This window comes from Paenibacillus sp. Root52 (genome assembly GCF_001426865.1).
Classification (GTDB): Bacteria; Bacillota; Bacilli; order Paenibacillales; family Paenibacillaceae; genus Paenibacillus.
Genome location: NZ_LMFO01000023.1, coordinates 438,750 through 464,609, shown reverse-complemented (window position 1 = coordinate 464,609; position 25,860 = coordinate 438,750). Strand labels below are relative to the sequence as shown.

Below are 25,860 nucleotides of genomic sequence, written 5' to 3'. Positions count from 1 at the left end.
GGTAACGGGTAATAGAGGACGAAACCTTGTTATGTCTGACGTCGTAGAGTTAACGGTCATGATTGTGTTATATCCGTAACTCATTAAATATGAACTCATATCCATTCATTCCAATTCGAAGGGAGAGGTATGCATGAATAATCGATTAAGCGTTCCTCTATATGCTTCGCTATTAAGCGTTGCGTTATTGACTGCGTGTGCTTCGGGTGATGGCTCCGCAGGATCAGGATCGCAACCCATATCTCAGGGCGCAGGTGGAGGTCAGGGACAGACAGCTAACGGCGGTTCTACTAGCGTAGAGAGCAGTGAAAATGAGGCACAGGAGAATGCAGTTGTTCCTTATGAGACTTCAGTTCTGGTAGAAGGGCTTAATGCCCCATGGGAATTGGTTGAAGTGTCCGATGGTCGTATGTTTGTAACCGAGCGTCCGGGTACAATACGGGTCATTGAGGATGGCGAGTTGTTGTCTGAGCCATTGATTGAATTTACTGATCCGTTTAATGAGGAAGGTGAGGGCGGGTTATTAGGGCTTGCCGCTGACCCGGAGTTTGAGGAAAACGGCTATCTGTATGCCTATCATTCGTACATTGAAGGCGATAACATTGCGAATCGTGTATTACGATTGAAGGTGAGTGATGGGACAGCAGTCATTGATAAGGAATTACTTGGCGATATCCCTGGCGGTGTGAATCATAACGGTGGGCGCATCAAGATCGGACCGGACAATCTGCTCTATATCACAACAGGTGAGCGGTATGAACCAGAACTAGCGCAGGATCAGGACAATCTAGGAGGCAAAATATTACGAATTGGTCTCGATGGCTCGATCCCTGCGGACAACCCTTGGAATTCTCCTGTATATAGTATGGGACACCGTAATGCACAGGGACTAACTTGGAATCCGGACAATGGATACCTCTATGCGACCGAGCATGGTCAGCGGAATCTGGATGAGATTAACCGAATTGAAGCCGGGGCTAATTATGGTTGGCCTGAGGTAGAGGGTGACGACCATAACAATAGCGAGTATCAGGCTCCGCTTGCACATAGTGGCGATGATACCTGGGCTCCTTCGGGTATTGCTTATATTGAGGAAGGACCTTGGGCGGGTTCCTTAATTGCGGCCAATCTGCGCGGAGAACAACTGTTGAAGATCACGCTATCCGAGGACGGAACGCAAGTCGATCAGGTTGAACCTATTTTTGAAGATGAATGGGGACGCATTCGGAATGTAACGACTGGAGCAGATGGACAAATCTATGTACTAACAAACAATCGGGATGGTCGTGGCTCCCCGCGTGATGGTGATGATAAGCTCATCGTGCTTACCCCGCAGGATCAAGCGAAGTAACCCGATATGGTATTGGCTTGCCAGGTCTCAAACCCTGAAAAATCGACTGAATCGACGAAATAACGCCTCTGTGATTCATTAGATCTCAGATCCGGGGAAATGGGAGCAAATAGCGTGTTTCAGATTCATTACATCAAAATAATGAATAAAGGGGCTGTCCCCCGTCATATTCATGACTTATGAACTGCACCCCGTCAAGTAGACAGTACAAAAAATAAAAGTTGGTTAAGCGGCCTTGATCCTGAATTCATTGGGAGTGAGGCCGTTTAGTTTTGCCTGAAACCGTTCGTAATTGTAAAATTGTATGTAATCATCAATGTCTTTTTGGAGCTCTTCAAAGGTTCCGTAGCTATGCAAGTAATACTTCTCACATTTGAGCGTTCCCCAAAAGGATTCCATGGGTCCGTTATCAATGCAACAGCCCACCCGAGACATACTTTGTGTGAGCTTCGCTTCGTCCAACATCTCCTTAAAGCGTAAAGAGGTATACTGGAAACCGCGGTCGCTATGAAGCAAGGGACGGCTTGCTGGAACAGCCTTTAAAGCCAATTCAAGCGTCTTAAAGACCAGCGGATTATTATTAGAATGCCCTAAGACATAAGCAACAATAGACTTGTCGTGCAGATCCTTAATTGCGCTTAAATAGGCTTTCTTTCCGTTGCCGTACTTCAATTCCGTTACGTCCGTTACCCATTTTTGGTTTGGCATTTCCGCCTCAAATCTACGATTCAGTACGTTCTCTGCGACCTGCTGAGGTGTAGAGCCTACGTACTTCTTCCTCTTTCTTCGGGTGACAGATTGGATGCCCTGGAGCTTCATCAGACGATATACTCGCTTTGCGTTAATCGGACTGTCCATTTGCCTGCGTAAATGAAGCGTCAATTGGCGATACCCAAAGATTCGCTCCACCTTCTCATAGAGAAGGAGCATGGCCTGTGTAAGCTTTGCATTGTCGTTCTCCCGTGAACTCGGTTTTCGATTCAACCATTTATAGTAGCTGGACCGCGGAATTCCTGCGATTTCACACAAAAGCTGAAGGGAACAGGACTCCTCCTGCCGAACAACCTGAATAGCCAGGTAGATGTTCTCCTGACGAATGTGACTTAACGCCTCCTCCTTTCGAGTTCCCCTAACTTTTTTAGAAAAGCATTCTCCGCACGTAGCCGCGCATTCTCGTACTCTAACTTTTGCATAGCGAGTCTGTGATGATCTGCCTCCGTGAGTGCTTCAGGTGTTTTGGTACGTCCTCTGCCGTCCCGTAGCGCCTCTTCGCCGCCTGCTTCGTATTTCTTTACCCAACTATATACTTGTTGGTACGAAACGTGAAAATAGCCTGCTGCCTGGGTGTAGTTTTGTCCATTGTCCAGGCAATATTGCACGATATCGATCCGTTCCTGCCAAGTTGTTACGCGTCCTTTGGTCATCGCTCTAGTTCCTCCTGAATGAGCAGCGGTTAAGCTGATGCTAAGACCATTATACTTCTTAATCCAGTTGGCGAGTTGAGTTCGACTTGCAATTTTATACTTGTCGATGATTTGATATTGCGATAATCCACCTTCCAAATAATCATGGACTGCTTGGCGTTTGAGCTCTACTGAATACCTTCGATTGTGGGAACGGACTTCCAGACCCTCGTAACCATACAACTGATAACGGCTTCGCCACTTGACTACAGATGTTTTGGATAATCCGTACTGTTGAGCCACAGCGCTTAAACCAAGTTCGCCACATTCAATTTCCTGCAGAATATTCAATTTTTCAAGTGCCGTAAACTTCTTTTTTTCCATAAAAATACTCCCCATTCAGTAACAGGCTTTTGTTATTTCACCTGTCTACTTTATGGGGAGCATATCACTTATGGGACAACCCCTTTATTCATTATTTCATCTCTGTAGAGATGCCATTACAGGTAATAAGTCACCGTCTGCATGAGGATGTAATGTCTGTATCAGTTAACTTATTCACCAAGCTCAGCGAGTTCAGCCACTCGTTCACTTGCGGCTTGGGTGTATTCACCACCGTGGTAACACAGGACGGTATCGATGTTCAAGCCGATTAATCGTTTCAGGCTGCGTAGTGCCTCGGGCATGTCCGGCGTTGCTGGAGGAGCAGGGCCTACCAATTCGTCATCAACTACACGAAGCTCATCGGCTGCGAGTAGAAACTGCTTCTCGCGGAAGTACAAGCAGATATGTCCGGGAGTATGACCTGGTGTATGAATAACTTGGATGCCTCCTTGTAAGGGCAACATGTCCCCATCTTCCAGAATGCGAGTGATGGGGAGCGTAGGAAGCTCGGAGAGCAGTTGCTCAGCTAGCTCCAATGTAGGTGGGGCTAGCATGGCTCTACGTTCAGGGGTAAACTTAATCAGTGGAAGCTTTCCTTGAAGATAGGGGATTTCATCAGCATGTGCCCAGATTTCGACGTCAGGTACGGCTTTGACTAAGGCGCCAAGATTACCGATATGGTCGATATCCTGATGCGTGATAATAATGCGTTTAAGCTCATGAAGCTTGGCACCCGCTTCTTCAAGTGCAGATTGCAATTCGGCAAACTGTCCAATCATGCCTGTATCCACCAATGTAATTCCATCTTCATCGCGCAGCATCACGGGATAAATCGGACTGTTACCAGTGGGTGTGGGAATGTTAAGATGAAGAATGGTGATATCAATAGGTTGTATATTCATATTCGTTACCGGAATCGTTCCGGAGCACCTCCCTCAATAGTATGTTGCTTATAATCAGTACCGAAAATGTACACAGTCGGAATGACATGTAGGTAGTGAGTTCATCCGGTCTTCGCATTACTAAGAACAGGGATTTCGTACTTTAAGTGTTTTCTGTATTGTTCAACGGTATTCAAGATCCACTCTAGCGTTTGTTCCGCATTGCTATCCTGCCCAACGATTGAGGCGAAGGAGAAGTTGGAATGAATTAATTTGTTTCTTGCTTTGAATACCTTGGCTAGTTCGTCATCATCATTCTCTGCCCCAGGTTTCACAGCAATGTGTTGGCTTTTTAATTCGGCTTGAAGAATCTCGATATTAGATAAAGAGCGGTATGCAGGAGTTTTCATAAGTTGAACCGAATTGAATGTTTTTTGATAGGTTTGTTCATAGAGGCGAAGTAACCATTGTTCAATGATGGAGCATAGTTCAATCGTCCATGAAGCATACTTTCGATCCTTACGATCATAAGTCAGTCGATGGATCTCTTCCTCGTCCCATAGGTCATGTTTCTTAAGCTGGCTTGAAGCATCCTTTTGCTGGAGCTGTTCATACTCCTGTTCAATCCATTTGATCTCATGCTTAGCTTCTTTTTTCAGTTTTTTGAAGTCTTGTTTGGTTAGCATAAGTCATAGCCTCCCTATAGGATCAGATGTGAATAATTTCTATTATCTCACATTGTCTTCTTTGGCTCAAAAAGTCAATCCGTACTCATTTAAGTCCATACTCATTCAAGCCTCAGTTTAAGAAGGGAAGTGTTATGATGTCCAACATAATCTCCAATACCATGTCCACTTCAGTGACCGATTCAACGTCCAATACAATGCTCAATCCCAACGCCGATCATAAGAAGAATCCAATCGCAATTGTAACGGGAGCGAACTCCGGCATGGGGCTGTCGACCACGATAGAGCTTGCGCGAAAAGGTTATCATGTGATCATGGCATGCCGCAGTGAGCAGCGTGGACAAGAGGCGCTTCAGGAAGCACTCCGTCAGTCTAACTCAACTGCCATTGAACTGATGTTGTGTGATCTCGGTTCATTAGACAGCATTCGGCGGTTTGCCCATTCGTTTAATGAGCGTTATGACACGCTGGATGTGCTGATGAATAATGCCGGCGTAGTTATGGTAAAGCGCAAGGAGACCTCAGATGGTTTTGAGCAGAGCATAGGGATTAACCATTTGGGTCATTTCCTACTGACACTTCTGTTGATTCCACCCTTGCGGCGTGCGCAGCAGGGACGGATTGTGAATGTATCATCTGGTGCCTACAAAGCAGGAAAGATTCACTTTGAAGACCCCCATTTACATAAAAGGTATAACCCGATCAAGGGCTATGCTCAGTCCAAACTCGCTAATGTGTTATTTACTCGGATTCTGGCTCGCAAAGTAGCCGATAGCCGGATAATAGTGAACTGCCTGCACCCTGGTGCGGTTGGCACAAGTATTGGTGTGGATCGGAACACGGGATTTGGTACCCGTATTATGGCTATTGTGGGCAAGCTCCCGTTCTTTCTTACCCCCGAAGAGGGGGCAAAAACGGCAATCTACTTAGCAACCAGCCCTGAAGTTGCAGGAGTGACCGGAAAGTACTTTTACCAGCAGAAGGAACAGAAATTGCAAGCCCACGCCACGGACGATGCTGTAGCTGAACGATTCTGGACGTGGAGCGAGCAGCAAGTAGGACTTGGATCGAACGATCAAGTGTAATGCCCTGTCATTGGTTTACAAGCTAATCTAGCATGTCGGATGTTTTATCTTTTGGCTTGCACAGCTTCATGAATTTGTTGAATCAGATCGTCTATCCGCTGAATGCCTTGATCGCCCTGACCGTACGCACGGACAGAGGCTGACGAGGCATTTTTCTCATTCTCGCCAAGGACGAGGGAGTAGGGAACCTTCTCCATCTGAGCCTCACGAATTTTGTACCCCAGCTTCTCGTTACGCAAGTCTGTCTCCACGCGGATTCCTGCTGCTCGCAGCGCTTGTTGAACCTCTAGAGCATACTCGGCGTAATGGTCTGAGACAGGGAGCAGCTTCACTTGTACGGGCGCAAGCCATAGAGGGAATGCACCGGCAAAATGCTCAGTAAGAATGCCGATGAAACGGTCAATGGAACCGTAGATTGCACGGTGAATGACGACCGGACGATGCTTCAGACGATCTTCACCGATGTAAGTGAGATCGAATTTCTCTGGCATTTGGAAATCAAGCTGGATTGTTCCGCATTGCCAGCTGCGTTTCAGTGCATCAAGGATATGGAAATCAATTTTGGGACCATAGAATGCGCCATCCCCTTCGTTAATGCGGTAGCTGACTCCGCGCTGATCCAGAACATTTTGCAGTGCGCGTTCCGCCTGATCCCATAATTCCTCTGACCCCATGGAGTCTTGTGGTCGTGTGGATAGCTCGATGCTATATTCGAATCCGAAAATATCGTACATACGTCCAATCAACGAGATTGCGCGGTTAATCTCTTCCTCGATCTGTTCGGGCATGACATACAGATGAGCATCATCCTGACAGAATGTCCGTACACGCATCATGCCGTTTAACGCACCCGAGTATTCGTGGCGATGTACCTGACCGAATTCCATCATGCGAATAGGTAATTCGCGATAGGAATGAAGCTTGTTTTTGAAGATTAGCATATGACCTGGGCAGTTCATCGGTTTCAGTGCAAACGTAGCATTGTCCACCTCGGAGAAGTACATATTGTCTTTGTAATGCTCCCAGTGACCAGATTGCTCCCACAGCCGATTATTCATCATGAGCGGAGTGCGAACCTCCTGGTATCCTTCTTGTAGCTGTAATTCACGGGAGAAATTCTCCAGCTCAGTGCGGACAGTCATGCCTTTGGCTAGATAGAACGGCATGCCGGGTGCTTCCTCCGAGAACATGAAGAGCTCCAGCTCTTTGCCTAGTTTCCGATGATCTCGTTTCTTCGCTTCTTCAAGCATGTGCATATGCTCATCCAGTTGTGCTTGGTTTGGAAAGGCAGTGCCGTAAATCCGTTGAAGCATTTTATTGTCCGAGTTACCACGCCAGTACGCGCCAGCTACATGAAGCAGCTTGAAGGCTTTGATGCGACCAGTTGACGGAAGATGTGGACCTCGGCACAGATCGATAAACTCACCCTGTTCATACAACGAAATCTCTGCGTCCGCGGGTAAATCGTGAATCAACTCTAGCTTATATGGATCCTGCATGTCGGCAAAAAGATCAAGAGCCTGTTCACGGTTAACGACGCGGCGATTAATCTTCCAATTTTCCCGCACAATCTTGTGCATCTCCTGCTCAATAACCGCGAGATCATGAATGGAGAGGGCGTGCTCCAGATCCACATCGTAATAGAATCCATCGGCAATAACAGGACCAATGCCAAGTTTCACGTGCTCCGCACCGTAAATTCGTTTGATTGCCTGAGCCAGAACATGCGCAGTAGTGTGACGATAACGGTGAAGACCTTCTTCACTTTCGAGTGTAACGATAATAAGTTCGCAGTCCTCTTCAAGCTGCCGATCCAGATCGACATGTTGCCCGTTCACAATACCTCCGACAGCCTGCTTACCCAGACTTATACGGATGGACGAAGCGACTTCTCCCACAGTAATGCCTGTATGATAATCCCGCACGGCTCCGCCTTGGAGACGAACTTCGATATGCTGATTGAGTTGATTGGCATCCTTTGCTTTTACTTGGTTAGATGGACTGAATTTTTCCTGATTATTCATGTGAACCACACTCCAATTCTCAAATTAGAAGCGCAAAAAAACACCCGTCCCGGAAAAGGGACGAGTGCGCTTAGCTCGTGGTTCCACCCTAATTTGGTTATGAAGCCATCCTTATTCGGCCAGCCGCCGGATACAGGAAACATCATAACCCTCATTGGAATCCGTTAACGGGGATTAGGCGGTGAACTCTACTGGCCCATGTAAGCTCCAAATTCGAGTAGGAACTCGTGGCTTAAAGGGTGGTTCGAGATCACGGCTGCAGAGGGGTAACGCCGTTTCGTTCGCTGAAGAAGGTTTCACCAATCCCTTCTCTCTCTGGGCAGCACGCAAGCGGAATCATGTCTCTGGTCATCGCCAAATATACGAAATGATAAGGTTGATCCGTCCAATGCGGAGAACGCCATATCAATTTTTTGGGAAACAGGTGTTACTTGAGTGTCGATTATATAGATTGAAAATTCAAAGGTCAAGTGATTTTATTTTGAGCATCGTGTGATATCCCGTCCCAGATCAATCGAATCTGTGTGCCCTGCCCGGGAGAGGAATGCACTTCAATTCGACCTTTCATCGCCTCAATCAGGCCCTTGGTCACAGCCATACCAAGCCCGGATCCCACATCAGGAGTTCCTGTATCGGTTCCGCGATAATAACGTTCAAATAACCTCCATACCGTCTTCGTATCCATACCTCTCCCATTATCCACAAACTGTATGCTGAAGTCTCCATCTCGTTGCCCAGCATGCACGCTGACGATGAGCTTGGTGTCTGTAGGGTTATGCAGCAGAGCGTTGGCAGTCAGATTATCTACAATTCGTTCAAATGAAGGGATGTGCACTTGCCCGTACACAGGAGTCGGTGCCGGTTGAAACTGGATGCGACCTTGTCCATAGGCTGGATTGCGTTCAGCGCGCAGCACGAGATCATGAAGTAGCGTATTCACGTCAGTTCGTTCCACGTCTGGTTGATATCCACCACTGCGTAAGCGGTAAGTCAGAGCAAGATCATTGACCAACCGATCCATATACATCGATTTGTCCAACATGATTGCAGCGAACTCCCGTACTTCCTCTTGGGACCAGCTATATTTATCCGCTTCAAGCATATGGGCATAACCCTGTATAGAGGATAAAGGTGTCTTCAGATCATGCGTGATGCCTGCAATCCATTCCTCGCGAAGAGACTCCGTTTGCTTGCGAAGTTCCTCGTCTTGTTTCAGCGTGCTGGATAACATTTGCATCGAGTGTAACACTTCGGCGTATACACGATATTTACGCTTCCATTTGCCGTTACGTCGTTGACTGCGAGGTATGCCATTTAGCCCCGTGGGCTCTTCGTAATGACCCTTTTCCAGTCGTTGTAGCCATTGGAGCATGTGCAGCATCGGGGAGCCAAAACGATTGGCGTACCAGAGGGCCAGCAGGATTAACAACATAATTACGGACAGAACCAATACCAGCAGTGCTGGCTCCCAAATAAAAGCATAGGGATCTCTCTCATCTTCTGCTGCTGACAAACCGCTAGGGACACTGATCATCCAGGTCGTTTCAGTCTGTTCATCATACATAGTAGATGTGAATGCTCCATATCGGCTAGGGTAGCGGGCACGCAAAACGAGATCCTGAATGTTGTAATCGGTCGGCACACCCATTGTAGGTTTATTATAGGAATCTAGCTCCTTACCAGAGGAATCCAATAGTTGCAGGTAGGCCTTGGCTTCGCGAATGGACGCTTGTTGTTCTGGCGCTACGACAAGCTTGCCGTTGGTAAAGGTGCTAGTCTGATGAACCTGGTTAAGTAAGGGTTTGGCAACACTGCGTTCTCCATATAACAATGTAAAAACAATACCGTTTCTTTCTCGAATGATCATGACGATCTGATATGGAAATGGCTTAGTTCCTTGCCAATAAGATATTAGCTCTCCTGGTGCATAGTGAGTCGGAATATCGGAAGGGGTATGAAAGGCATCGATAACCTTACCTTTATCATCGAGCATTTGCAGCCACCCTTGATTTTGCTCCACCTGCTTCAGAAGATCGGGGGCATAGTGAACGGTGCCATCAGACGAGATTTTTGCGGTATCAATTAATTGATCTAGACCTGTGGTCGCAAAATCATCGACTAGGTTCACTTCATTCACCTTTTGCACTACCCAATAGGTCGCAGCTGATCCAAGTACCACAATCAAAAGAACTGCGCCAGCGAGCATACCGATAAATCGGGTCATCAATCTGCGCCGAATGCTCATGATTGTGGAACCTGCTCAGGCTTAATGAGCTTGTATCCGAGACCTCGTACGTTGACTAGAAGCTCTGGAGTGGAAGGGTCGGCCTCAATTCGTTCCCGAATGCGATGGATGTGAACCATAACGGTATTGTCGTCACTAATGGCTTCCGATCCCCAGACCCGTTCATATAACTCAGATTTGGTAAAAATACGATTGGGATGCTTACAGAAATAGAGTAGCAACTGATATACAAGTGCCGGGCAGGTAACAGTCATTCCCTCAACTCGTAGCTCTCCAGCCTGTTCCAACACCTGAAATCGTCCAAAATCATATATGTCTTCTTGTGGATTTGGATATGACGCACTTGCGTCATTTTTTGTATTTAAGGTGTTTGAGGGATTTGCTACTTTTGAAGGCAAGTAACGCTTGAGTAGTGACTTGATTCGGGCGACGACTTCGAGTGGATTAAAGGGTTTGACGACATAATCGTCACCGCCCACAGCGAATCCAGTTAACTTGTCATAATCCGTTGTTTTGGCGGTGAGGAACAGAATGGGTGCATCGGTTACCTCTCGCAGAAATGGGCAGATTTCGAGTCCACTTTTCCCTGGAAGCATGACATCCAGCACGATGCAATGATAGGTTTTACTTTTGCAAGCTTCGAGTGCTGCTTCACCTGTTGTAACGGTATCGATATCAATAAACTGCTCTTTCAGCAGAACGGTGCGGAGCATATGTAGTATGGCTTGTTCATCATCTACAAGGAGTAATGAGACGTGATTCATGCTTGAAAGTGACCTCCTTAGGCTTCTGTCTGGCTCAGTTCATCATATCACTAAGATCGTTGATCTGGCGCATGCGCTATCTTAACAGAATCTTAATTATGAGTTCCGTGGAAGTCAAAGAGTTATGTTAGGTGTAAGCATATGTTAGACGCAGGATAAGATTCATTGTGTAGAGTTAACTCCAAGAGATAACGATTTTAATAAGGGGTGTGGAACAATGAACAAGATAAATGAAGAATTTGAGCGTATGAGGCAACGGCAAGATGAATCAACCGCAGATTCAAAATCCCAAAATGCTGTACAAGTGAGATCACAGTCGAAGAAGAGTTGGAAGTTATTTGCAATTTCACTGGCAGCGTGTATGATTCTCTCTGCTTGTAGCAGTTCTGCTACATCGGATCAGGCAGAGCAACAGTCCGCAGCGCAGACATCTGATTCTACTCCAGCAGTTGAAAATCAAGAAAATGATAAAGAGGGCGCTGAAGAACAATCGGGAACAGAGGTGCAAGCGTTGATCACACCAGATAACTTCTTGGATACATTGTTGAATGGTTCGAAGGATGATATTTATAGTCAGATGAGCCCTGAGCTGAAAGAAGCGGTATCGCTTGAAGAGTTCAAATCATCTGCTGACAGTTTTTTGCAGGGGGTAACTACGCTTGACCAAGTGGTAGATGTGCAAATGAATAATTTAACTGAGCGTGTCTGGAAGGATGCAACTGGAACAAAAGGCATTCGCGCTTATTTTTCGGAAAAACAAATTGAAGGCTTATCTATTCATGCTCTGGAACCTCATGAGGATACAGATAACAAGTATACCCAAACGGAGTTCCAGTTCCCTATGAAGGGCGAATGGTTTGTATTTTGGGGAGGCAATGATGTTCTGTCCAACTACCATTATGAGCATGAGACTCAGCGCTATGCACTGGATATCGTTCGAACGAAAGACGGTTTCAGTTATCAAGATGATCCGACTAAAAATGAAAATTACTATGCTTTTGGTGAGCCGCTCTACGCTGCTGCGGACGGAACTGTCGTGGAAATTAAAAATGATCTCCCGGATAACACACCGGGTGTGATGAATGCGGAAGAACCCGCCGGCAACTTCGTAGTCATTGACCATGGTAATAAGGAGTACAGCATTACAGCGCATTTGAAGGAAGGGAGTGTAGCGGTTAAGAAAGGGGATAAAGTGAAGCAAGGCGACCTCATTGGAGAGTTAGGCAACTCAGGTAACTCCAGTGAAGCACATTTGCATTTCCAAGTATCTGATGGGGCTGATCTGTTCACGTCCCGATCCATCAACATTCGCTGGGCAGATCAGAGTCAGCAGTTAACACGTGGTAACACCATTCAAGCGAGGTAGTTTCTGCATAATCCCATAATGGCTTAGAGCATCTCTCGATCAAAGGCGATAGGAAGGAGGCAATCCTTAATCTATCGCCGTTTTCTTATATGTGCAGCTATACAAATGTTATGGGTGACGATTGCGCCTGTATCCCGTTATAATATCGTCATAAAGTCGGATTGGACTGGATGATGGAGGCGTTATGATGATGTTAGATCGTGTGCAGATTGAATATGCCCGTATTGAGGATTTGCCAAGAATTGTAGAGATTTATAACTCGACGATTGAGAGTCGTATGGTGACAGCCGATTTGGAGCCGGTAACGGTTGAACAGCGCATTCCGTGGTTTGAGGAACACTCTTCCGATCGGCGTCCACTGTGGGTGATGAAGCAAGAAGGACAGGTTGTAGCCTGGGCGAGTCTGAGCTCTTTTTATGGACGGCCTGCCTATAATGGGACTGTGGAAGTGAGTGTCTACGTAGATCAAAATTGCCGGGGAATTGGCGCAGGCAGCCGACTGCTGAATACTATCTTTGCGGCGTGTCCAGAACTTGGCATAAGCACTATTTTGGGCTTTGTCTTTGGACATAACGAACCTAGCTTAGGTTTACTGCGCAAGCATGGTTTTGAGCAATGGGGGTATTACCCGGAAGTAGCTGTATTGGATGGAGTGAACCGAGATCTAGCGATTTTAGGTAAGAAAATATAGATAGCTCATCATGGTGAATCATCGTGGTAAATCATTGATTATTTATATTGTTGAACGAGATAGATGATGAATTGCAGCCAAAGGGAGGCAGTTTCGTGATGTTGCTGGATGATATTGAAATTGTAATGAAGCCTGAGATCAAGCTGGTGGGATACCAGGCGCAGGCAAGTCTGAACGAGGACATTCAGGGTAACATTGTGAGGAATTTACGCGCAAAGTTGAAGTTGGATGCTCCGCACGTTCCTAATATGAAGGATGCTGGGATGTACCTTATCCAGATCTATCCGGATGTGGAATGGACGCCAGATGTGGTGTTCACTCATATTGTCGCGATTGAAGTCCAGGAGTCTCAGCAGATCGCTGAGCAGATGATTACGCACACTGTGCCAGCAGGTCGGTTTATACGATTTATACACGCAGGTTCTGAAGCTGAGATTGATGAAACATATCATGCTGTGAATGACTGGCTTGTTAACAACGGATACGATGAGCCACGTGCATTTGATATGGAACACTGGGCAGAAGCGATGTTATCTGGAGAAGAAGAAACTCAAATCCAGATTTATGTTCCTATTTAGAGGTTGTTCAAAAAGTCCGCTTTTGATTACGAAAGATGCCTGACAGCATCTCAGCTTCGAATATGGAATTCAGCCGAAATAAGCGGGATGCTTACGAAGCTTGTTTCCTTCGGAAACATGTAGTTGCTCACGTAGCTCTATCTACGCTCCGCTACTCCATTTCTAGCTTCATCCCATCTTCTCGGTACTGAACCCCCCTTTTTTGAACATGCAATATTATATAACAGATTGTGTGGGGAAATATATGACATGAAAACTCTGAACGCCTAAATGGTGTGTCGGAGTTTTTTTGTTAAGTGGGTTCAGGATAGAAGAATTGGCGTAGAAGAAGGATGGCGCACATCGTTTTGAGTTAGGGTTCGACCTAGTATTTAAGCTGTTAGAGGAATATAACCTATACAAAAAAAGCTCGCTGTCATCCAACGGGCTTCTCTCAATCATTACCATCACCAAAAAAGGATTGACGGTTAGACTATGGCATTCTATAATCGGTAGCAAGTAACTTGATATGTAAGGAGTCCTGACATGATATGTTAGTAATTGACGAGGTGTATCACCATACAGCATTGCAAATATCATCGTCCGATTTATTGTACCTTATGGAACAGCTTAAGGTCAAAAAGGAAAATGAAATAGAGACTCTCAAGCATAAAATCGAACAATTTGAGCAGAAAAAACGTGCGGAAGAAATGGCATATCAATCTTTATCTCCAGTGCGCAAATGGTTTGCGGGACGTCCGGCTTCGCATCATCAGGCCGTAGAATATATGGTTCAGGTAAAAGAACGTTTTCGTAAAATGGAGCAAATTCGACGACGAATCCGAGACCTTGATCGGATAATCGAACAAATTCAACATCCTGACAGCATTGAGCGAGATGAGATTGAGCTTTCACCCGATACCATCCGTGAGATTAGGCAGCTACGTGAAACGGAGGATGTACAAGCATGACGTTAGAGAGCTTGAGCACGGGAATCGATACAGTCTGGGTAGTACTGAGCGCGGCCATGATTTTGTTGATGGAGGGTGGCTTCGCCCTGCTAGAGGCTGGCTTTGTACGTTATAAAAATAGTGTGAACATTATTATGAAAGTATTTGCTGACATTACGATTGGTACATTATTGTTCTATGCGATCGGCTTTGGCTTGATGTACGGTTCGGATGTTGGTGGTTTGGCTGGTGTTACCGGCTTCTTCTTAAATGGAGACTTATCTCACATTGATGTACCTGTCTCATTAGAGACGTTCTGGTTGTTTCAAGCTGCGTTCACCATCGCCGTCATTTCGATCGTTTCAGGTGCGGTAGCTGAACGGATTAACTTCCGTGCTTACCTGTTATATATCATCTTAATGACTGCGATTATTTATCCGATTGGTGGACACTGGGCATGGGGCGGCGGTTGGCTCAGCAAATTGGGTATGCAGGACTTTGCTGGATCGGCAGTCATTCATGCCTTAGGTGGATTCTCTGCCTTGGCCGCTGCAATTATCATTGGCCCGCGTAAAGGGAAGTACACCCCACTTGGTGTAAGTGCTATTGCACTTCCCAGTAACTTGCCGTTAGCCTCGGTAGGAGCCTTTCTGCTGTGGTTTGGTTGGTTTGGTTTCAATGCGGGAAGTACGCTTAGTGCAACAGATGTAAGGATCGGGCATATCGCCATTGTGACCATGCTATCGGCCGCTTCTGGCGGAGCGGCAACATTGCTCTATACGTTATTCCGCTTTAATCGTTCAGATGCGCCTTCTGTCATTAACGGATCGCTTGCTGGACTTGTTGGGATCACGGCAGGTTGTGCCTTTGTAAGTGATCTGGCAGCCATCTTTATTGGTGCAGTATCCGGTCTGCTCATGATGGCTGCTACGAACTGGCTTGATCGTCGTCAGATTGATGATCCTGTAGGTGCTTTTCCTGTGCATGCTGTATCCGGCATGTGGGGCACGATTGCGGTAGGGTTATTTGCAACCGATGGAGGTTTGTTCACTGGTGGAGGGTGGAGACTACTTGGTGTTCAAACACTGGGGCTGGTTGCCCTCGTTGTCTGGGGATTTGTCATGACCTGGTTCGGACTGAAGCTGATTGGCAAGATTGTACCTGTTCGTTCGACAGAAGAAGAGGAGGATCTGGGTCTAGATATCAGTTACCACGGGGTGATGGCAGCTCATCAATCCCATGAATTTCTGGATGGAGAAGAGCACATGCGTGCTTTTCGAGAGAGTAATAGAGACTAACGGCTATGCCGCTGGTCTTTTTTTATAACTTCTATGTTTCAGTTCTATTGATTTTTACAATTAGGCAGGGAAAGATGTCTTGGCGGAAGAATATACAGGTGTGAACCTGAATATGTCTCACCATAGATGTATTGTATTGTCTGAAGGGGAGGATCTTGATGATTAAGCCTGAACAATGTGAACGCTTGACTAACAAAGCTCGTAAAACACTAGAAGAGTATGGATTAGGTGAAGTTTCCGACCTGCTCCTAGCATCTGGCCGCTGGGGCATTCGCCTCGATGTGTCCACGATTGATGAGTACCGTAGAACGGGCAATTCGCGAGTGGGTGGGAGTCCTGATCTGCCTGAAAAAATGGAATGGCCTGTGACGCAGGAAGGTGTACCGATGACCTTTTTGGCACAGTTGAACCTTGTGGATCTGTCACCTTATACACCGAATGACGGGCGTGGAAGTTTGCCGGAACGAGGGATGCTATACTTCTTCGTTGGTGTGGATGAACCCGCTTATAATATTGAACATCGTGTAATATTTGAGCCGGACGCTCGGAATTTGGTAAAACGTGAACCAGAAGGCAGCACAGCTCTAGAACAAGCTGGATTTGTAGGTCATGCCGTAACTGTACTGCCGAATCTAGAGTTTCCTACATACGCCTATGTTGACTCTAAGGCGCTGAGTGCAGCAGCTGTTACACAACCTGATGTACAGCAAGAAGGTGAGACGGATATTGATCTGTATGACCGATATCTGGACTTCGAGTCCCATTGGAATCATCCAAGTTCGAAGAACTGGGGCGGGATGTTTGGTTATCCTGATGGCCAGCACCCTGATGCTGAACATCAAGCGCTGCTTCAGATTGCGACTGGTGAAGAGTATAGTTATGACGAAAAGGCGTGTGAGGAGAAGTTAACCGCTCATTATGATGGGGATCGGAACCAAGCCTTACAAGAACTTGAGGACACACTGTTACTGCTGAAGATTGATACACATGACGAGATTGGTTTCCAGTGGTGGGATTGTGGAGAGTTGCAGTTTTTCATTCGTAAGGCTGATCTGCTGGCAGGTCGGTTCGATCAAACGTACTGCTCCTTATATTCTAGCTGAGGCAGAATCATATCTATTCGTATAATAAGCGTGCAATCCAAAGAGGAAAGTCTCTGAAAGAAATGAATTATAATTGCGTGTTCAAAAAGGTCGGTTTTTCAGTGCCGAATTAAAAAACGGACTTATTAATCAACCTCTATAAGCAACAAAATGTCCCGAAACCCGTCTAATAGAGGGTAGAGGGGCTTTTTTTTATTCGTAATGTTAAGTTTCAGATAACAATGGTTTATATATGAAGGAGGAATATCTTGGTTGTAAACCGATCATATGTTCTGTATAATGGAACGAAAAGGAAGTGTAGCTGTTGATTCAATCTGCATTTAAACATATCGACGTGGCAGTGACTTCACTTATTGATATATGTGACCAGCTGTCTGAGCAAGATCTAAAGTTAACTCCAATTGAAGGGAAGAGACCTGTTGGAGAATTGCTATCCCATCTATCGGTGATCTGCCGAGCGGATGTATACATATCGGAGGGCGCGTCCGAAGAGGATATGGCTGCTTTTTACGAAGAAAACAAACCTCATACTTTATGTCAGATCAAGCAGGCTCTTGTGGACAATCAGATGTATCTGTATCAGCGGTATAGGCAGTTTAATACAGAGGAACTGTTACAAGTGACCGATTCGTATTGGGGTGCTTCGTATAGTCGGCTGGAATGGTTGCTAGAAATTATGGGGCATGTCTATCATCACAGAGGTCAACTGTATACGATGCTTAACATGACAGAGAAAGATCTGAAGGTGAAGTTATTTGAGTAGATCAGAAGGTTTGTAAGATCCACTGCACGACGAATGAAGGATACATTTTGTGAACCATCGAATACATAGAAGGTAAGGCTCTTCAGAATATAGACGCCCACCAATGAGGTGTCTCTACGACGTACATACGGAATATTTACTGTGCGGGAAGAAATGTAAATGGTTAGACCAACGGAGGTTTCCAAGATGGAAGAGCAGGATACATATGATGTGTTGCACGAGTTGATGGCGAAGATTCCCGAACTACAGGGAGCTTCGGCGATTGAACCAATTCACAAAGGGTATTCAACCGATACAAAATTCAAAATTAAATTGTCTGGAGAAACTAGTTACTTGTTGCGGACATATGAATGGTCTGAGCAATCTGTGAAGCAGACCGAGTATCGAATCATTGCGGAATTACACCGGAGGGGAGTTCGTTGTCCTCAAGCAATTAGCTTAGGTCAATTGACCGAGCAACAAGGCTATATGCTACTTAGTTACATCGATGGGGAAGATGCGGAAGAAGTGTTGCCTCGAATGGACGAACAGAAACAGCGGAGCATCGGTATCGAAGCAGGGGGACAATTGCAGCGTATGCATGAATTGCAGATCGGAGAGCCTGCTGAATCCTGGTACGTGCGTAAGAGTAAGAAGCATCAGCGCTATGTAGATAAGTATCATCATTGCCCTATTCGTATGCGGAATGATCAGGCTATATTGGCATTTATCGAAGAGAATATGAAGTATATGAAGAACCGTCCTGATCGATTCCAGCATGATGACTTTCATCCAGGGAATCTGATCGTGAAGGACGAAAGGTTCGCGGGAGTTATTGATTTTAATCGTTATGATCAGGGTGATCCAGTTCATGAGTTTCTTAAGCTGGGTCTATTTGCTTCGGAGACAAGTACGCCGTATTCGATTGGACAGATCCAGGGGTACTTCAACGGTGGAGATCCGGATGAGCTATTCTGGCGTATGTACTCTCTGTATATGGCTATGGCACTTATATCTTCTGTAGTCTGGATTCAACAAGTGAAGCCGGAGGAAACGGAGGATATGATGGCTAAGATTGAGCGAGTTCGGGAAGACCATGATGATTTTCGCAGATTGATTCCTAGATGGTATAATGTGAAGAATTACTGATTCGGGATAGAATGGAAAGGAACAATGCCGTGGCACATCCAGCAACTATTCTGCTTGTGGATGATGAGCAGGAAATTATTAAACTCATGGAGATTTATTTTGGCAATGAAGGTTATCGCATTCTTACAGCACATGATGGTATTGAAGCTCTTGCACAATTGAAGAATGAGCGGGTTGATCTCATTATCCTCGATGTCATGATGCCCAATATGGACGGCATTGAAGCATGCATGAAGATCAGGGAAGAACAGAAGATGCCGATCATTATGTTGTCTGCCAAAAGCATGGATATGGATAAAATAACAGGGTTAAGCATCGGAGCAGACGATTATGTGACGAAGCCATTTAATCCGCTTGAACTTGTTGCTAGAGCGAAATCCCAGCTTCGGCGGTATCATACGTTTAATGAAGGTCGGGAGAAAACGGAGCATGAGTTGATCATTGACGATCTCGTTATTAATACAGATACACATGAAGTATGGGTAGACGAGCAGTCTATTCGTTTAACGCCCCGTGAGTTTGCGATTCTAGAGCTCTTGGCGCGCCATCAGGGTTCCGTGCTGAGTATGGAGCAGATCTATCAACAGGTCTGGAAGGAAGAATTCATGGAGTCGAACAACACCGTAATGGTGCATATACGCAAGATTCGTGAGAAGATCGAAATGGATAGCAAACATCCCAAGTTCATACAGACCGTGTGGGGTGTGGGCTATAAGATGTTCAAGCCATAACGTGCAAGGATATGAGCGGTATTATACTGCCAAAGACCTGAACAGGGAGTATCTGAGATGAATTCTACATTGATTAATACGGTTCGCTGGAAATTTATCTATGCATTTCTGCTGAGCGGCATACTGACAGCGGCTATTTTGTATGGGGGCAGCAAGGTGGTTCAATCGATCCTGGCAGCACAGACCTATCCCAATTATTCGATCCCTGCAAGGGGAGTACGGTGGCTAATCAACAACATTGGTTCTATACCGTTAATGATGGTGATTGGTATTTTGGGGTTTGTGCTGTTCTTTTTCTTATTCACACGCAGGACGATCATGGTGTTGAATGAAATCACTGCGGGAATACAAGAAGTTGCCAAAGGGGAGCTATCGCATCGAATTGAAGTGAAGTCATCCGACGAATTCGGTGTAGTAGCGGCCAGCATTAATCAGATGGCAGAGCAATTGCAACTATCGTTGGAAGAGGAACGGAATGCGGTTGCCGCCAAAAATGATCTGATCACAGGTGTGTCTCATGATCTGAGAACACCATTAACGTCAATTCTTGGGTTTCTGGAATACATAGAGAAGGATCGTTATCAGGATGAGATTGAAATGCGTTATTACGTTAGTATTGCTTATGAAAAGTCCTTAACTTTAAGGAAGCTCATTGATGATTTATTTGAATACACCCGTGTAAGTGGTGGGAATCTGCCTTTATCTATGACAACATTGAATTTGAACTCGTTTCTGATGCAGCTTGCCGAGGAGTTTACGCCTATGTTAGAAGAGGCAGGTATGACGTATACGTTTGTCGGGGGACAGGAGCCATTATGGATTGAAGCTGCACCGGGAGAATTAGTACGTGCATATGAGAATCTATTTAGTAATGCCATTCGTTATGGCTCCAAAGGAAAGGTCATGGAGATTGGATTAGAGCTTGAAGGAGAAGAGGCTGTCGTGCGAATTAGCAATTACGGTGACCCGATCCCTGCACAGGATTTGCCTTATTTATTTGATCGTTTCTACCGGGTGGACAAGTCTCGTTCGCGTGAAACAGGAGGTACCGGGCTTGGTCTTGCCATTGCCAAATCCATGATTGAGCTACATCACGGCACGATCGCGGCATATAGTGACAAGGGCAGAACCGATTTTGTGACTCGCTTTCTAATAGCCTCGCCACTTGTAAGTGCTCGGTCAGTGGATGACCATGACACCCGTTCTTAGATGAACTGTACAATTTTAGCTATGTTAAATGTGCTTGTAGCTTCTATATAAATTGAACTAAACATATACACGAGACCGGAGAGGACAGAAATAACATGGAGAAGCGGAGCGTTCGCCTGAAAGCTTTCTGCAAGAAAGCTACATCGAAAGCATAAGCTATCCCTGGATTTTACCTCTGGAAAAGGAAATCAAAAAAATCTGGGGATAACAGCGATCGTAAGGTTATTCTGTCATCGAAGTGGCAAGTGTAACCATTCTTTAAGTCAATTAATATAGCACAATCGTATGATGGTGATTAGTTCAACGCATGTTAAGAAAATGATAAGAAGTTCGTTACATTTTTATTAAGAAGTACCCGGTATCCTAAACTCAATGATCGAAGTTAGATAGATATCTACATTGAGGAGGGTACCGATATGAATTCATTACTACGTACGGTTAGATCGCGATACATATACATCTGTGGAGCAAGTGCGCTGCTTAGCGTGGTGCTCCTTTTTGTCGTTTATCAAATGTTACGATTCGCGCTTACTCATCTGTCTGCAGGGGGGACATCATGGTTACCTCAGCTCATTCGCTGGGGAATCCATAATATTGGAACTCGGCCTATTGTTATCGTCGTCGGAACGGCCTTATTCTTAACATTTTTCTGGATTCGCTCGCAGAAAATTACGGATGACCTTCAGCGTATATCCCAAATGACCCATGCTTTAGCAAATGGGGATACGGGTGAACGCGTTGATGTTCTGAGCGGTGGAGAGCTGCGCCAGATTGCTGCTCAGTTGAACGAGATTGCTTTTCAGATGGAGCAGAAGCGAATGAATGGGGGAGAGAGGGAAAGCGAGGATGATTGGAATAAGAAACAGATAGCCAGCAATGAGCATACCACAAGTGTGCAGGTTAACGCCGTAGAGGTAGACTTACCGGTGAAGCTTACCATCTATAGCATTCTCTCTTCTCTTGAAACCATTATTGAAGGACGGTACCAGGATGAGGCTGAGATCCAGCATTGGGTTCGATTGACATATCAGAAAACATTGAGCCTTCAACAAGCCCTCGACGTCGCAGCGTTACATCAACAGGTGAGCAAGGGGGATTAACATTGAAAGTTGAAATGATACCCAAGGCTAGTCATGATCGACCTGCAGAAAAATATTCCGAAACGCAAACCCGAGAGCGTGTACCGATCATGCGAGAGAAATTATCTAGACTAGAAGACTCCACTGTTAAGGGAGCACTCGGATTACGGCGTAGACTGAAGTTCAATTTCAAAGTAAAACGCGGAATTTATTATGCTTTTGATGCATCAGTTGTTATCGTGATGATGTTATTGATTGGATACATGTACATGGTGACCTATGGTGAACGTATGATTCGAAGTCATCCTGCCATAACCTCCAAGATATCCTCAACGACGATTCTGAACTCAGAGGGAGCAGAAATAACGAGGCTACAAGCTGGTACAAATGGCTATGCAACGCATGCCGACCTTCACGAAATGCCGAAAGTATTGAAGCAAGCTTTTCTAGCTACAGAGGACAGACGCTTCTATAAGCATGATGGATTGGACTACATCGGTATTGGGAGAGCAGTGGTACAGGATGTAATTAACCTTGATCTAAGTCAGGGAGGAAGCTCCATTACGCAGCAACTAGCGAGGAACCTGTATCTCAATGGAGACAAAACAATGGTTCGTAAAGTGAATGAAATGTCCATCGCCATAGCCTTAGAGAAGAAGTATGCAAAGGATGACATTCTCGAATCGTATCTGAATCAGATTTACATGGGACAGGGGCTATACGGTGTAAAGGCAGCGGCATGGCGTTATTTTGGCATTAAGGATCTGCGTCAATTAGAACTCTGGCAGGTCGCAACGCTAGCAGGGATTCCTAAAGGGCCATCCATCTATAATCCGATTGATAACGCAGATTTATCTAAGGATCGACGTGCGGTAGTGCTCACCCTTATGCATGAACAAGGAATAATTACGAGAAAACAAATGCAGGAAGCTCGCAAGGTGGATTATGTACCTCCGGTTACTATTGCTAATTCGTCTGCACCCCAGCCTGCTTACGCTTCTGCTATAGATGCGGTCATACAGGAAGCCTCACAGTTAACTGGCAGAAGTGTCACAGATATTCAATCAGCAGGCTGGGTCATACATACTGGATTGAACAGTCGTGCCCAGTCGGCGATGGAAGAGGAGTTTCGCCAATCTGCTCACTTCACAGATGACCGTGCCGATGAACGGGTTCAGGCGAGCATGGTCATTATCGACCAACGAAATGGAGAAGTGAAAGCGATGATGGGTGGACGCAACCCTCGAAGAGGTGACATGAACCGAGCCACGAGAGATGCCCGGCAGCCTGGCTCGGCATTTAAACCTATTATTGCGTATGGGCCAGCGCTCGAATCGGGGAAATTCAATGCAAATAGTATTTTACAGGACAAACGGGTGCGATATGGTAGCTATCAACCGAGTAATCTGGGAGGGCGTTATCAAGGTTCAATTACCATGACTGAAGCACTCCGGAAGTCAGTGAATGCACCAGCAGTATGGTTGCTAAATGAGACCGGGATGCAGCGTGCCCAGCAGTTTGCTGCGCATTTGGGGATTGAGCTGGGTCAAGAGGATCTTCACTTGTCGAGTGCTCTAGGGGGATTGCATCAAGGGGTGTCTCCTCTGAAAATGGCTCAGGCATATACCGTATTCGCGAACCAAGGAAGATTCAATACCGCTCATCTTATTCGAGAGATTACCGATGCAGAGGGACGGAACGTATATGTGCGTAAGGCAGAGAATGAGCAGGTCATTTCCCCCAATACAGCAAACGTTATGACTGCTATGCTACAGAATGTAGTCAGTCATGGCACAGGAAACAAGGCGCAATTACATGGATATCAGGTGGCGGGCAAAACAGGTACAACCCAGGCAGCATTGCCTGGCGTGAAGAAAGAGGCGAATCGGGATCTATGGTTTGTAGGTTATACGAATAAGTGGACTGCAGCAGTGTGGGTGGGGTTTGATCATACGGATGCGGAACATTATATGCTAGCAAGCAGCGGAGCAGCGGCGAATTTGTATGCATCGGTCATGAGGCGTGCGCTGCCATAGCCAAAAATGCGAAGAGGTGAAGAAGTTCCCTGGAAGAAAGTGACTTCCCGAGAATTGCTTCGCCTGAAAGTATTTAAGCAGAAAGTTACATCAGTAGCATAAGCTTTGCCTGTATCCCCGAAATTCATCTGTGTAGGCTTACAAGTGCATGTTCATAAGTGAACTTGTTGAACGGCCTTTAAATCTAAACTATAGGGATAACAGGCAACATTTACGAGATCAATTTATACGAAGTGTTGCGTAGTCATGTTCCTGGGTTTTTATTTTAACTAATCTAACCTGACTAGGTTGTTGCTACTACGTTGGTGTAGTTAGGTTTTGGATCGAAATAAATGCGGCGTGCGTCGAATCATTTGATTCAGCACCTCGGACAATACCAGTCCAACGGCGATCGCGCCGGATAACATGAGTGCTTTGGCGGCGAGCTCTACAGCGGCATTATAATCGTTTTGCACAAAACTACGCATCGCATTGTAGGCCAGTCCACCTGGAACGAGGGGAATAATACCGGCTACGCTGAAAATAATGACAGGTGAACGGAACATCCGGGAGAATAACTGGCTGATCACACCAACTGCAATTGTGGCAGCAAGCGTAGCAGGAACTGCATCGGCTGCATACTCCAGCACCACATAAATGATCCAACCAATCATGCCAACAAAACCGCCGTGTAACAACATCCGGCGCGGAGCGTTGAAGATAATTCCGAACGCTGCCGAAGCAACAAAGCTGGTCAGAGCTTGTTCTATAAAATGAAGCATCATCTGCACTCCTTCGTCTTACATAAAAAGTGAAAATACAACGGCTATACCTGTGCCAATGGCAAAGGCGGTTAGAAATGCCTCGGCTCCCTTAGATAACCCAGACACAAGGTGACCCGCCATCAAATCCCGCACAGCATTGGTAATAAGCAGTCCTGGTACGAGCGGCATGACAGAACCGATGATGATTTTGTCCAGCTCGTGGCCTAATCCAAGATAGACCAGCAGAAATGCGAGTAGACCGATCACAAATGAAGCTGTTAGCTCGGCAAAGAATTTGACCAGCACCAGCCGGTGAAAGGCGATCACTGCTGCATAGCCGGTGCCACCACAGATCAGTGCCGGGATAAAGTCACCCCAGCCTCCGCCAAACATAATCGTAAAACAGCCACTAGACAATGCAGCAGCCGTAAGCTGAACAGCAAAGGAGTAGGAAGAAGGCTGTCCTTCGATTTGTTGTAACAACCCGTAGGCATCGATGGCAGATAACTCACCTTGTCCAATTCGCCTTGATATGGCATTCACCTCGGATACCTTGTGCAGATCCGTTGTTCGTTCGGAGATGCGAATGAGTTTTGCCGGTTCGGTCGCATCCACTGAGAAAAAAATGCCTGTAGGCACAACATAACTATGCGAATGGGGTAATCCAAGCGCTGCAGCCATACGTTTCATCGTATCTTCTACACGGTAAGTTTCCCCGCCGCTCTGCAGCATAATTTTTCCTGCGAGTAGACATGTAGCAATCACGCGCGATTGTTCCGAAGTTGTCTTACTATTTCCCGCCATTTCTGTCTCAGGCTGAGGGATGGGGAGAGGGTCATGCGATATGTATTCCAACCGGATCATACTCCGTTTCTTATAAGATAGGGCTTAAGCCGACACCATTGTATCATATTTCACACGAGAGAACGGAAACATACTGTACGAATGGGTGAACACCTATATAAGCGACACGAATTAACACGATATACCTAATGGTAAGGCTCCGCTTCAATACCCTTAGGGCCGAAACGGAGCCATGTTAAACTTGAACATAAATTCAGACTACATCAACAACGTAATGACCAACAGCTCATACAGCACTAATGGCAAAATCGTTGGTCCAAACAAAGCTCGTGGCTCAGGGTAGCCATGCATCGGCGTAACTTGAAGATATAGAATCCCCCGGTCTGCGCTAATGATAACACCTTCCCATACCTGACCATCGATATTCTGAACGTGGACTTTCTTGCCTATATGTTGCCGAGCTGTATGATGAATCATATTCCGCACGCTATGTACGGATTGAAGCATAGGTGTATTCGCCTGATAGACGACGCGTGTCGACGGTGTGGATGTAGACTCAGACATGATGCACAACCCTTC

At 45.9% G+C, this 25,860-nt stretch carries 24 protein-coding genes; 14 read left to right on the top strand and 10 right to left on the bottom strand.

Annotated features, from left to right (window positions below; translation table 11 throughout):
* The first annotated feature begins 133 nt into the window (after positions 1 to 133).
* The gene (locus tag ASD24_RS19905; RefSeq protein WP_056699408.1) at positions 134 to 1,351 is read left to right on the top strand and encodes a PQQ-dependent sugar dehydrogenase; all 1,218 of its coding nucleotides are present in this window, start codon (positions 134 to 136) and stop codon (positions 1,349 to 1,351) included.
* Between the two features lie 225 nt (positions 1,352 to 1,576).
* On the opposite strand, the gene ASD24_RS30015 is transcribed toward ASD24_RS19905, so the two are convergent.
* The 3 genes from ASD24_RS30015 to ASD24_RS19885 form a co-directional block, all read right to left on the bottom strand.
* Positions 1,577 to 3,138 (bottom strand): IS3 family transposase gene (locus ASD24_RS30015; protein ID WP_156395499.1). Its coding sequence is split into 2 segments (ribosomal slippage): positions 1,577 to 2,502 and positions 2,502 to 3,138, totalling 1,563 coding nucleotides; the frame shifts between segments, so codons are not numbered across the junction.
* 170 nt (positions 3,139 to 3,308) lie between these two features.
* Positions 3,309 to 4,040: an MBL fold metallo-hydrolase gene (locus ASD24_RS19890; RefSeq protein WP_056699402.1), complete on the bottom strand. Its 732-nt coding sequence runs from the start codon at positions 4,038 to 4,040 to the stop codon at positions 3,309 to 3,311.
* A 101-nt stretch (positions 4,041 to 4,141) separates the two neighbouring features.
* Positions 4,142 to 4,705 (bottom strand): hypothetical protein, encoded by a 564-nt coding sequence (locus tag ASD24_RS19885; RefSeq protein WP_056699399.1) that lies wholly within the window; start codon positions 4,703 to 4,705, stop codon positions 4,142 to 4,144.
* A 197-nt stretch (positions 4,706 to 4,902) separates the two neighbouring features.
* Here ASD24_RS19885 and ASD24_RS19880 point away from each other — a divergent pair, with 197 nt between their 5' ends.
* Positions 4,903 to 5,790 carry an SDR family oxidoreductase gene (locus tag ASD24_RS19880; RefSeq protein WP_056699978.1) on the top strand — a complete coding sequence of 296 codons (888 nt, stop codon included), beginning with the start codon at positions 4,903 to 4,905 and terminating at the stop codon, positions 5,788 to 5,790.
* A gap of 44 nt (positions 5,791 to 5,834) precedes the next feature.
* On the opposite strand, the gene thrS is transcribed toward ASD24_RS19880, so the two are convergent.
* The 4 genes from thrS to ASD24_RS19865 form a co-directional block, all read right to left on the bottom strand.
* Positions 5,835 to 7,814, bottom strand: a complete 1,980-nt coding sequence (gene thrS / locus ASD24_RS19875; protein WP_082560473.1) for a threonine--tRNA ligase — start codon at positions 7,812 to 7,814, stop codon at positions 5,835 to 5,837.
* 250 nt (positions 7,815 to 8,064) lie between these two features.
* Complete coding sequence (locus ASD24_RS31090; RefSeq protein ID WP_235540697.1) at positions 8,065 to 8,223, bottom strand: hypothetical protein; 159 nt, start codon at positions 8,221 to 8,223, stop codon at positions 8,065 to 8,067.
* Between the two features lie 57 nt (positions 8,224 to 8,280).
* Positions 8,281 to 10,059 carry a sensor histidine kinase gene (locus ASD24_RS19870; protein WP_056699396.1) on the bottom strand — a complete coding sequence of 593 codons (1,779 nt, stop codon included), beginning with the start codon at positions 10,057 to 10,059 and terminating at the stop codon, positions 8,281 to 8,283.
* Complete coding sequence (locus ASD24_RS19865; protein ID WP_056699394.1) at positions 10,056 to 10,823, bottom strand: response regulator transcription factor; 768 nt, start codon at positions 10,821 to 10,823, stop codon at positions 10,056 to 10,058. The genes ASD24_RS19870 and ASD24_RS19865 overlap by 4 nt, the downstream gene beginning before the upstream one ends.
* A gap of 217 nt (positions 10,824 to 11,040) precedes the next feature.
* Here ASD24_RS19865 and ASD24_RS19860 point away from each other — a divergent pair, with 217 nt between their 5' ends.
* From ASD24_RS19860 to ASD24_RS19805, 12 genes are all read left to right on the top strand, one after another.
* Positions 11,041 to 12,189, top strand: a complete 1,149-nt coding sequence (locus tag ASD24_RS19860; RefSeq protein WP_056699391.1) for a M23 family metallopeptidase — start codon at positions 11,041 to 11,043, stop codon at positions 12,187 to 12,189.
* Between the two features lie 187 nt (positions 12,190 to 12,376).
* Positions 12,377 to 12,880 carry a GNAT family N-acetyltransferase gene (locus tag ASD24_RS19855; RefSeq protein ID WP_056699388.1) on the top strand — a complete coding sequence of 168 codons (504 nt, stop codon included), beginning with the start codon at positions 12,377 to 12,379 and terminating at the stop codon, positions 12,878 to 12,880.
* Positions 12,881 to 12,978: 98 nt separating this feature from the next.
* On the top strand, positions 12,979 to 13,458 hold the full coding sequence (locus tag ASD24_RS19850; RefSeq protein ID WP_056699385.1) for a GyrI-like domain-containing protein: 480 nt from the start codon (positions 12,979 to 12,981) through the stop codon (positions 13,456 to 13,458).
* Positions 13,459 to 13,988: 530 nt separating this feature from the next.
* On the top strand, positions 13,989 to 14,408 hold the full coding sequence (locus ASD24_RS19845; RefSeq protein WP_056699382.1) for a hypothetical protein: 420 nt from the start codon (positions 13,989 to 13,991) through the stop codon (positions 14,406 to 14,408).
* Positions 14,405 to 15,685 carry an ammonium transporter gene (locus tag ASD24_RS19840; protein ID WP_056699378.1) on the top strand — a complete coding sequence of 427 codons (1,281 nt, stop codon included), beginning with the start codon at positions 14,405 to 14,407 and terminating at the stop codon, positions 15,683 to 15,685. Before ASD24_RS19845 ends, ASD24_RS19840 begins: the two co-directional genes overlap by 4 nt.
* Positions 15,686 to 15,843: 158 nt before the next feature.
* Positions 15,844 to 16,788, top strand: a complete 945-nt coding sequence (locus ASD24_RS19835; protein ID WP_056699373.1) for a YwqG family protein — start codon at positions 15,844 to 15,846, stop codon at positions 16,786 to 16,788.
* Positions 16,789 to 17,092: 304 nt separating this feature from the next.
* Complete coding sequence (locus tag ASD24_RS19830; protein WP_056699369.1) at positions 17,093 to 17,551, top strand: DinB family protein; 459 nt, start codon at positions 17,093 to 17,095, stop codon at positions 17,549 to 17,551.
* Positions 17,552 to 17,710: 159 nt separating this feature from the next.
* Positions 17,711 to 18,679 (top strand): phosphotransferase family protein, encoded by a 969-nt coding sequence (locus ASD24_RS19825; protein WP_235540695.1) that lies wholly within the window; start codon positions 17,711 to 17,713, stop codon positions 18,677 to 18,679.
* Positions 18,680 to 18,690: 11 nt separating this feature from the next.
* Positions 18,691 to 19,410, top strand: a complete 720-nt coding sequence (locus ASD24_RS19820; protein ID WP_200956171.1) for a response regulator transcription factor — start codon at positions 18,691 to 18,693, stop codon at positions 19,408 to 19,410.
* Between the two features lie 57 nt (positions 19,411 to 19,467).
* Positions 19,468 to 20,619: a sensor histidine kinase gene (locus tag ASD24_RS19815; RefSeq protein WP_056699362.1), complete on the top strand. Its 1,152-nt coding sequence runs from the start codon at positions 19,468 to 19,470 to the stop codon at positions 20,617 to 20,619.
* 416 nt (positions 20,620 to 21,035) lie between these two features.
* Positions 21,036 to 21,719, top strand: a complete 684-nt coding sequence (locus ASD24_RS19810; protein WP_056699360.1) for a HAMP domain-containing protein — start codon at positions 21,036 to 21,038, stop codon at positions 21,717 to 21,719.
* A 2-nt stretch (positions 21,720 to 21,721) separates the two neighbouring features.
* Complete coding sequence (locus ASD24_RS19805) at positions 21,722 to 23,734, top strand: transglycosylase domain-containing protein (protein WP_235540693.1); 2,013 nt, start codon at positions 21,722 to 21,724, stop codon at positions 23,732 to 23,734.
* Between the two features lie 311 nt (positions 23,735 to 24,045).
* On the opposite strand, the gene ASD24_RS19800 is transcribed toward ASD24_RS19805, so the two are convergent.
* From ASD24_RS19800 to ASD24_RS19790, 3 genes are all read right to left on the bottom strand, one after another.
* Complete coding sequence (locus ASD24_RS19800) at positions 24,046 to 24,495, bottom strand: threonine/serine exporter family protein (RefSeq protein ID WP_056699357.1); 450 nt, start codon at positions 24,493 to 24,495, stop codon at positions 24,046 to 24,048.
* An 18-nt stretch (positions 24,496 to 24,513) separates the two neighbouring features.
* On the bottom strand, positions 24,514 to 25,281 hold the full coding sequence (locus ASD24_RS19795; RefSeq protein ID WP_056699968.1) for a threonine/serine exporter family protein: 768 nt from the start codon (positions 25,279 to 25,281) through the stop codon (positions 24,514 to 24,516).
* 258 nt (positions 25,282 to 25,539) lie between these two features.
* Positions 25,540 to 25,845: a hypothetical protein gene (locus ASD24_RS19790; protein ID WP_056699353.1), complete on the bottom strand. Its 306-nt coding sequence runs from the start codon at positions 25,843 to 25,845 to the stop codon at positions 25,540 to 25,542.
* Positions 25,846 to 25,860: the final 15 nt, after the last annotated feature.

Bases quoted from the DNA above. Each gene is read 5' to 3' on its own strand.
- ASD24_RS19905 (WP_056699408.1), top strand. From the start codon at position 134: ATGAATAATCGATTAAGCGTTCCTCTATATGCTTCGCTATTAAGCGTT.
- ASD24_RS19890 (WP_056699402.1), bottom strand. From the start codon at position 4,040: ATGAATATACAACCTATTGATATCACCATTCTTCATCTTAACATTCCC.
- ASD24_RS19885 (WP_056699399.1), bottom strand. From the start codon at position 4,705: ATGCTAACCAAACAAGACTTCAAAAAACTGAAAAAAGAAGCTAAGCAT.
- ASD24_RS19880 (WP_056699978.1), top strand. From the start codon at position 4,903: ATGCTCAATCCCAACGCCGATCATAAGAAGAATCCAATCGCAATTGTA.
- thrS (WP_082560473.1), bottom strand. From the start codon at position 7,814: ATGAATAATCAGGAAAAATTCAGTCCATCTAACCAAGTAAAAGCAAAG.
- ASD24_RS19870 (WP_056699396.1), bottom strand. From the start codon at position 10,059: ATGAGCATTCGGCGCAGATTGATGACCCGATTTATCGGTATGCTCGCT.
- ASD24_RS19865 (WP_056699394.1), bottom strand. From the start codon at position 10,823: ATGAATCACGTCTCATTACTCCTTGTAGATGATGAACAAGCCATACTA.
- ASD24_RS19860 (WP_056699391.1), top strand. From the start codon at position 11,041: ATGAACAAGATAAATGAAGAATTTGAGCGTATGAGGCAACGGCAAGAT.
- ASD24_RS19855 (WP_056699388.1), top strand. From the start codon at position 12,377: ATGATGTTAGATCGTGTGCAGATTGAATATGCCCGTATTGAGGATTTG.
- ASD24_RS19850 (WP_056699385.1), top strand. From the start codon at position 12,979: ATGTTGCTGGATGATATTGAAATTGTAATGAAGCCTGAGATCAAGCTG.
- ASD24_RS19845 (WP_056699382.1), top strand. From the start codon at position 13,989: ATGTTAGTAATTGACGAGGTGTATCACCATACAGCATTGCAAATATCA.
- ASD24_RS19840 (WP_056699378.1), top strand. From the start codon at position 14,405: ATGACGTTAGAGAGCTTGAGCACGGGAATCGATACAGTCTGGGTAGTA.
- ASD24_RS19835 (WP_056699373.1), top strand. From the start codon at position 15,844: ATGATTAAGCCTGAACAATGTGAACGCTTGACTAACAAAGCTCGTAAA.
- ASD24_RS19825 (WP_235540695.1), top strand. From the start codon at position 17,711: ATGGTTAGACCAACGGAGGTTTCCAAGATGGAAGAGCAGGATACATAT.
- ASD24_RS19820 (WP_200956171.1), top strand. From the start codon at position 18,691: ATGGAAAGGAACAATGCCGTGGCACATCCAGCAACTATTCTGCTTGTG.
- ASD24_RS19815 (WP_056699362.1), top strand. From the start codon at position 19,468: ATGAATTCTACATTGATTAATACGGTTCGCTGGAAATTTATCTATGCA.
- ASD24_RS19810 (WP_056699360.1), top strand. From the start codon at position 21,036: ATGAATTCATTACTACGTACGGTTAGATCGCGATACATATACATCTGT.
- ASD24_RS19800 (WP_056699357.1), bottom strand. From the start codon at position 24,495: ATGCTTCATTTTATAGAACAAGCTCTGACCAGCTTTGTTGCTTCGGCA.
- ASD24_RS19795 (WP_056699968.1), bottom strand. From the start codon at position 25,281: ATGGCGGGAAATAGTAAGACAACTTCGGAACAATCGCGCGTGATTGCT.
- ASD24_RS19790 (WP_056699353.1), bottom strand. From the start codon at position 25,845: ATGTCTGAGTCTACATCCACACCGTCGACACGCGTCGTCTATCAGGCG.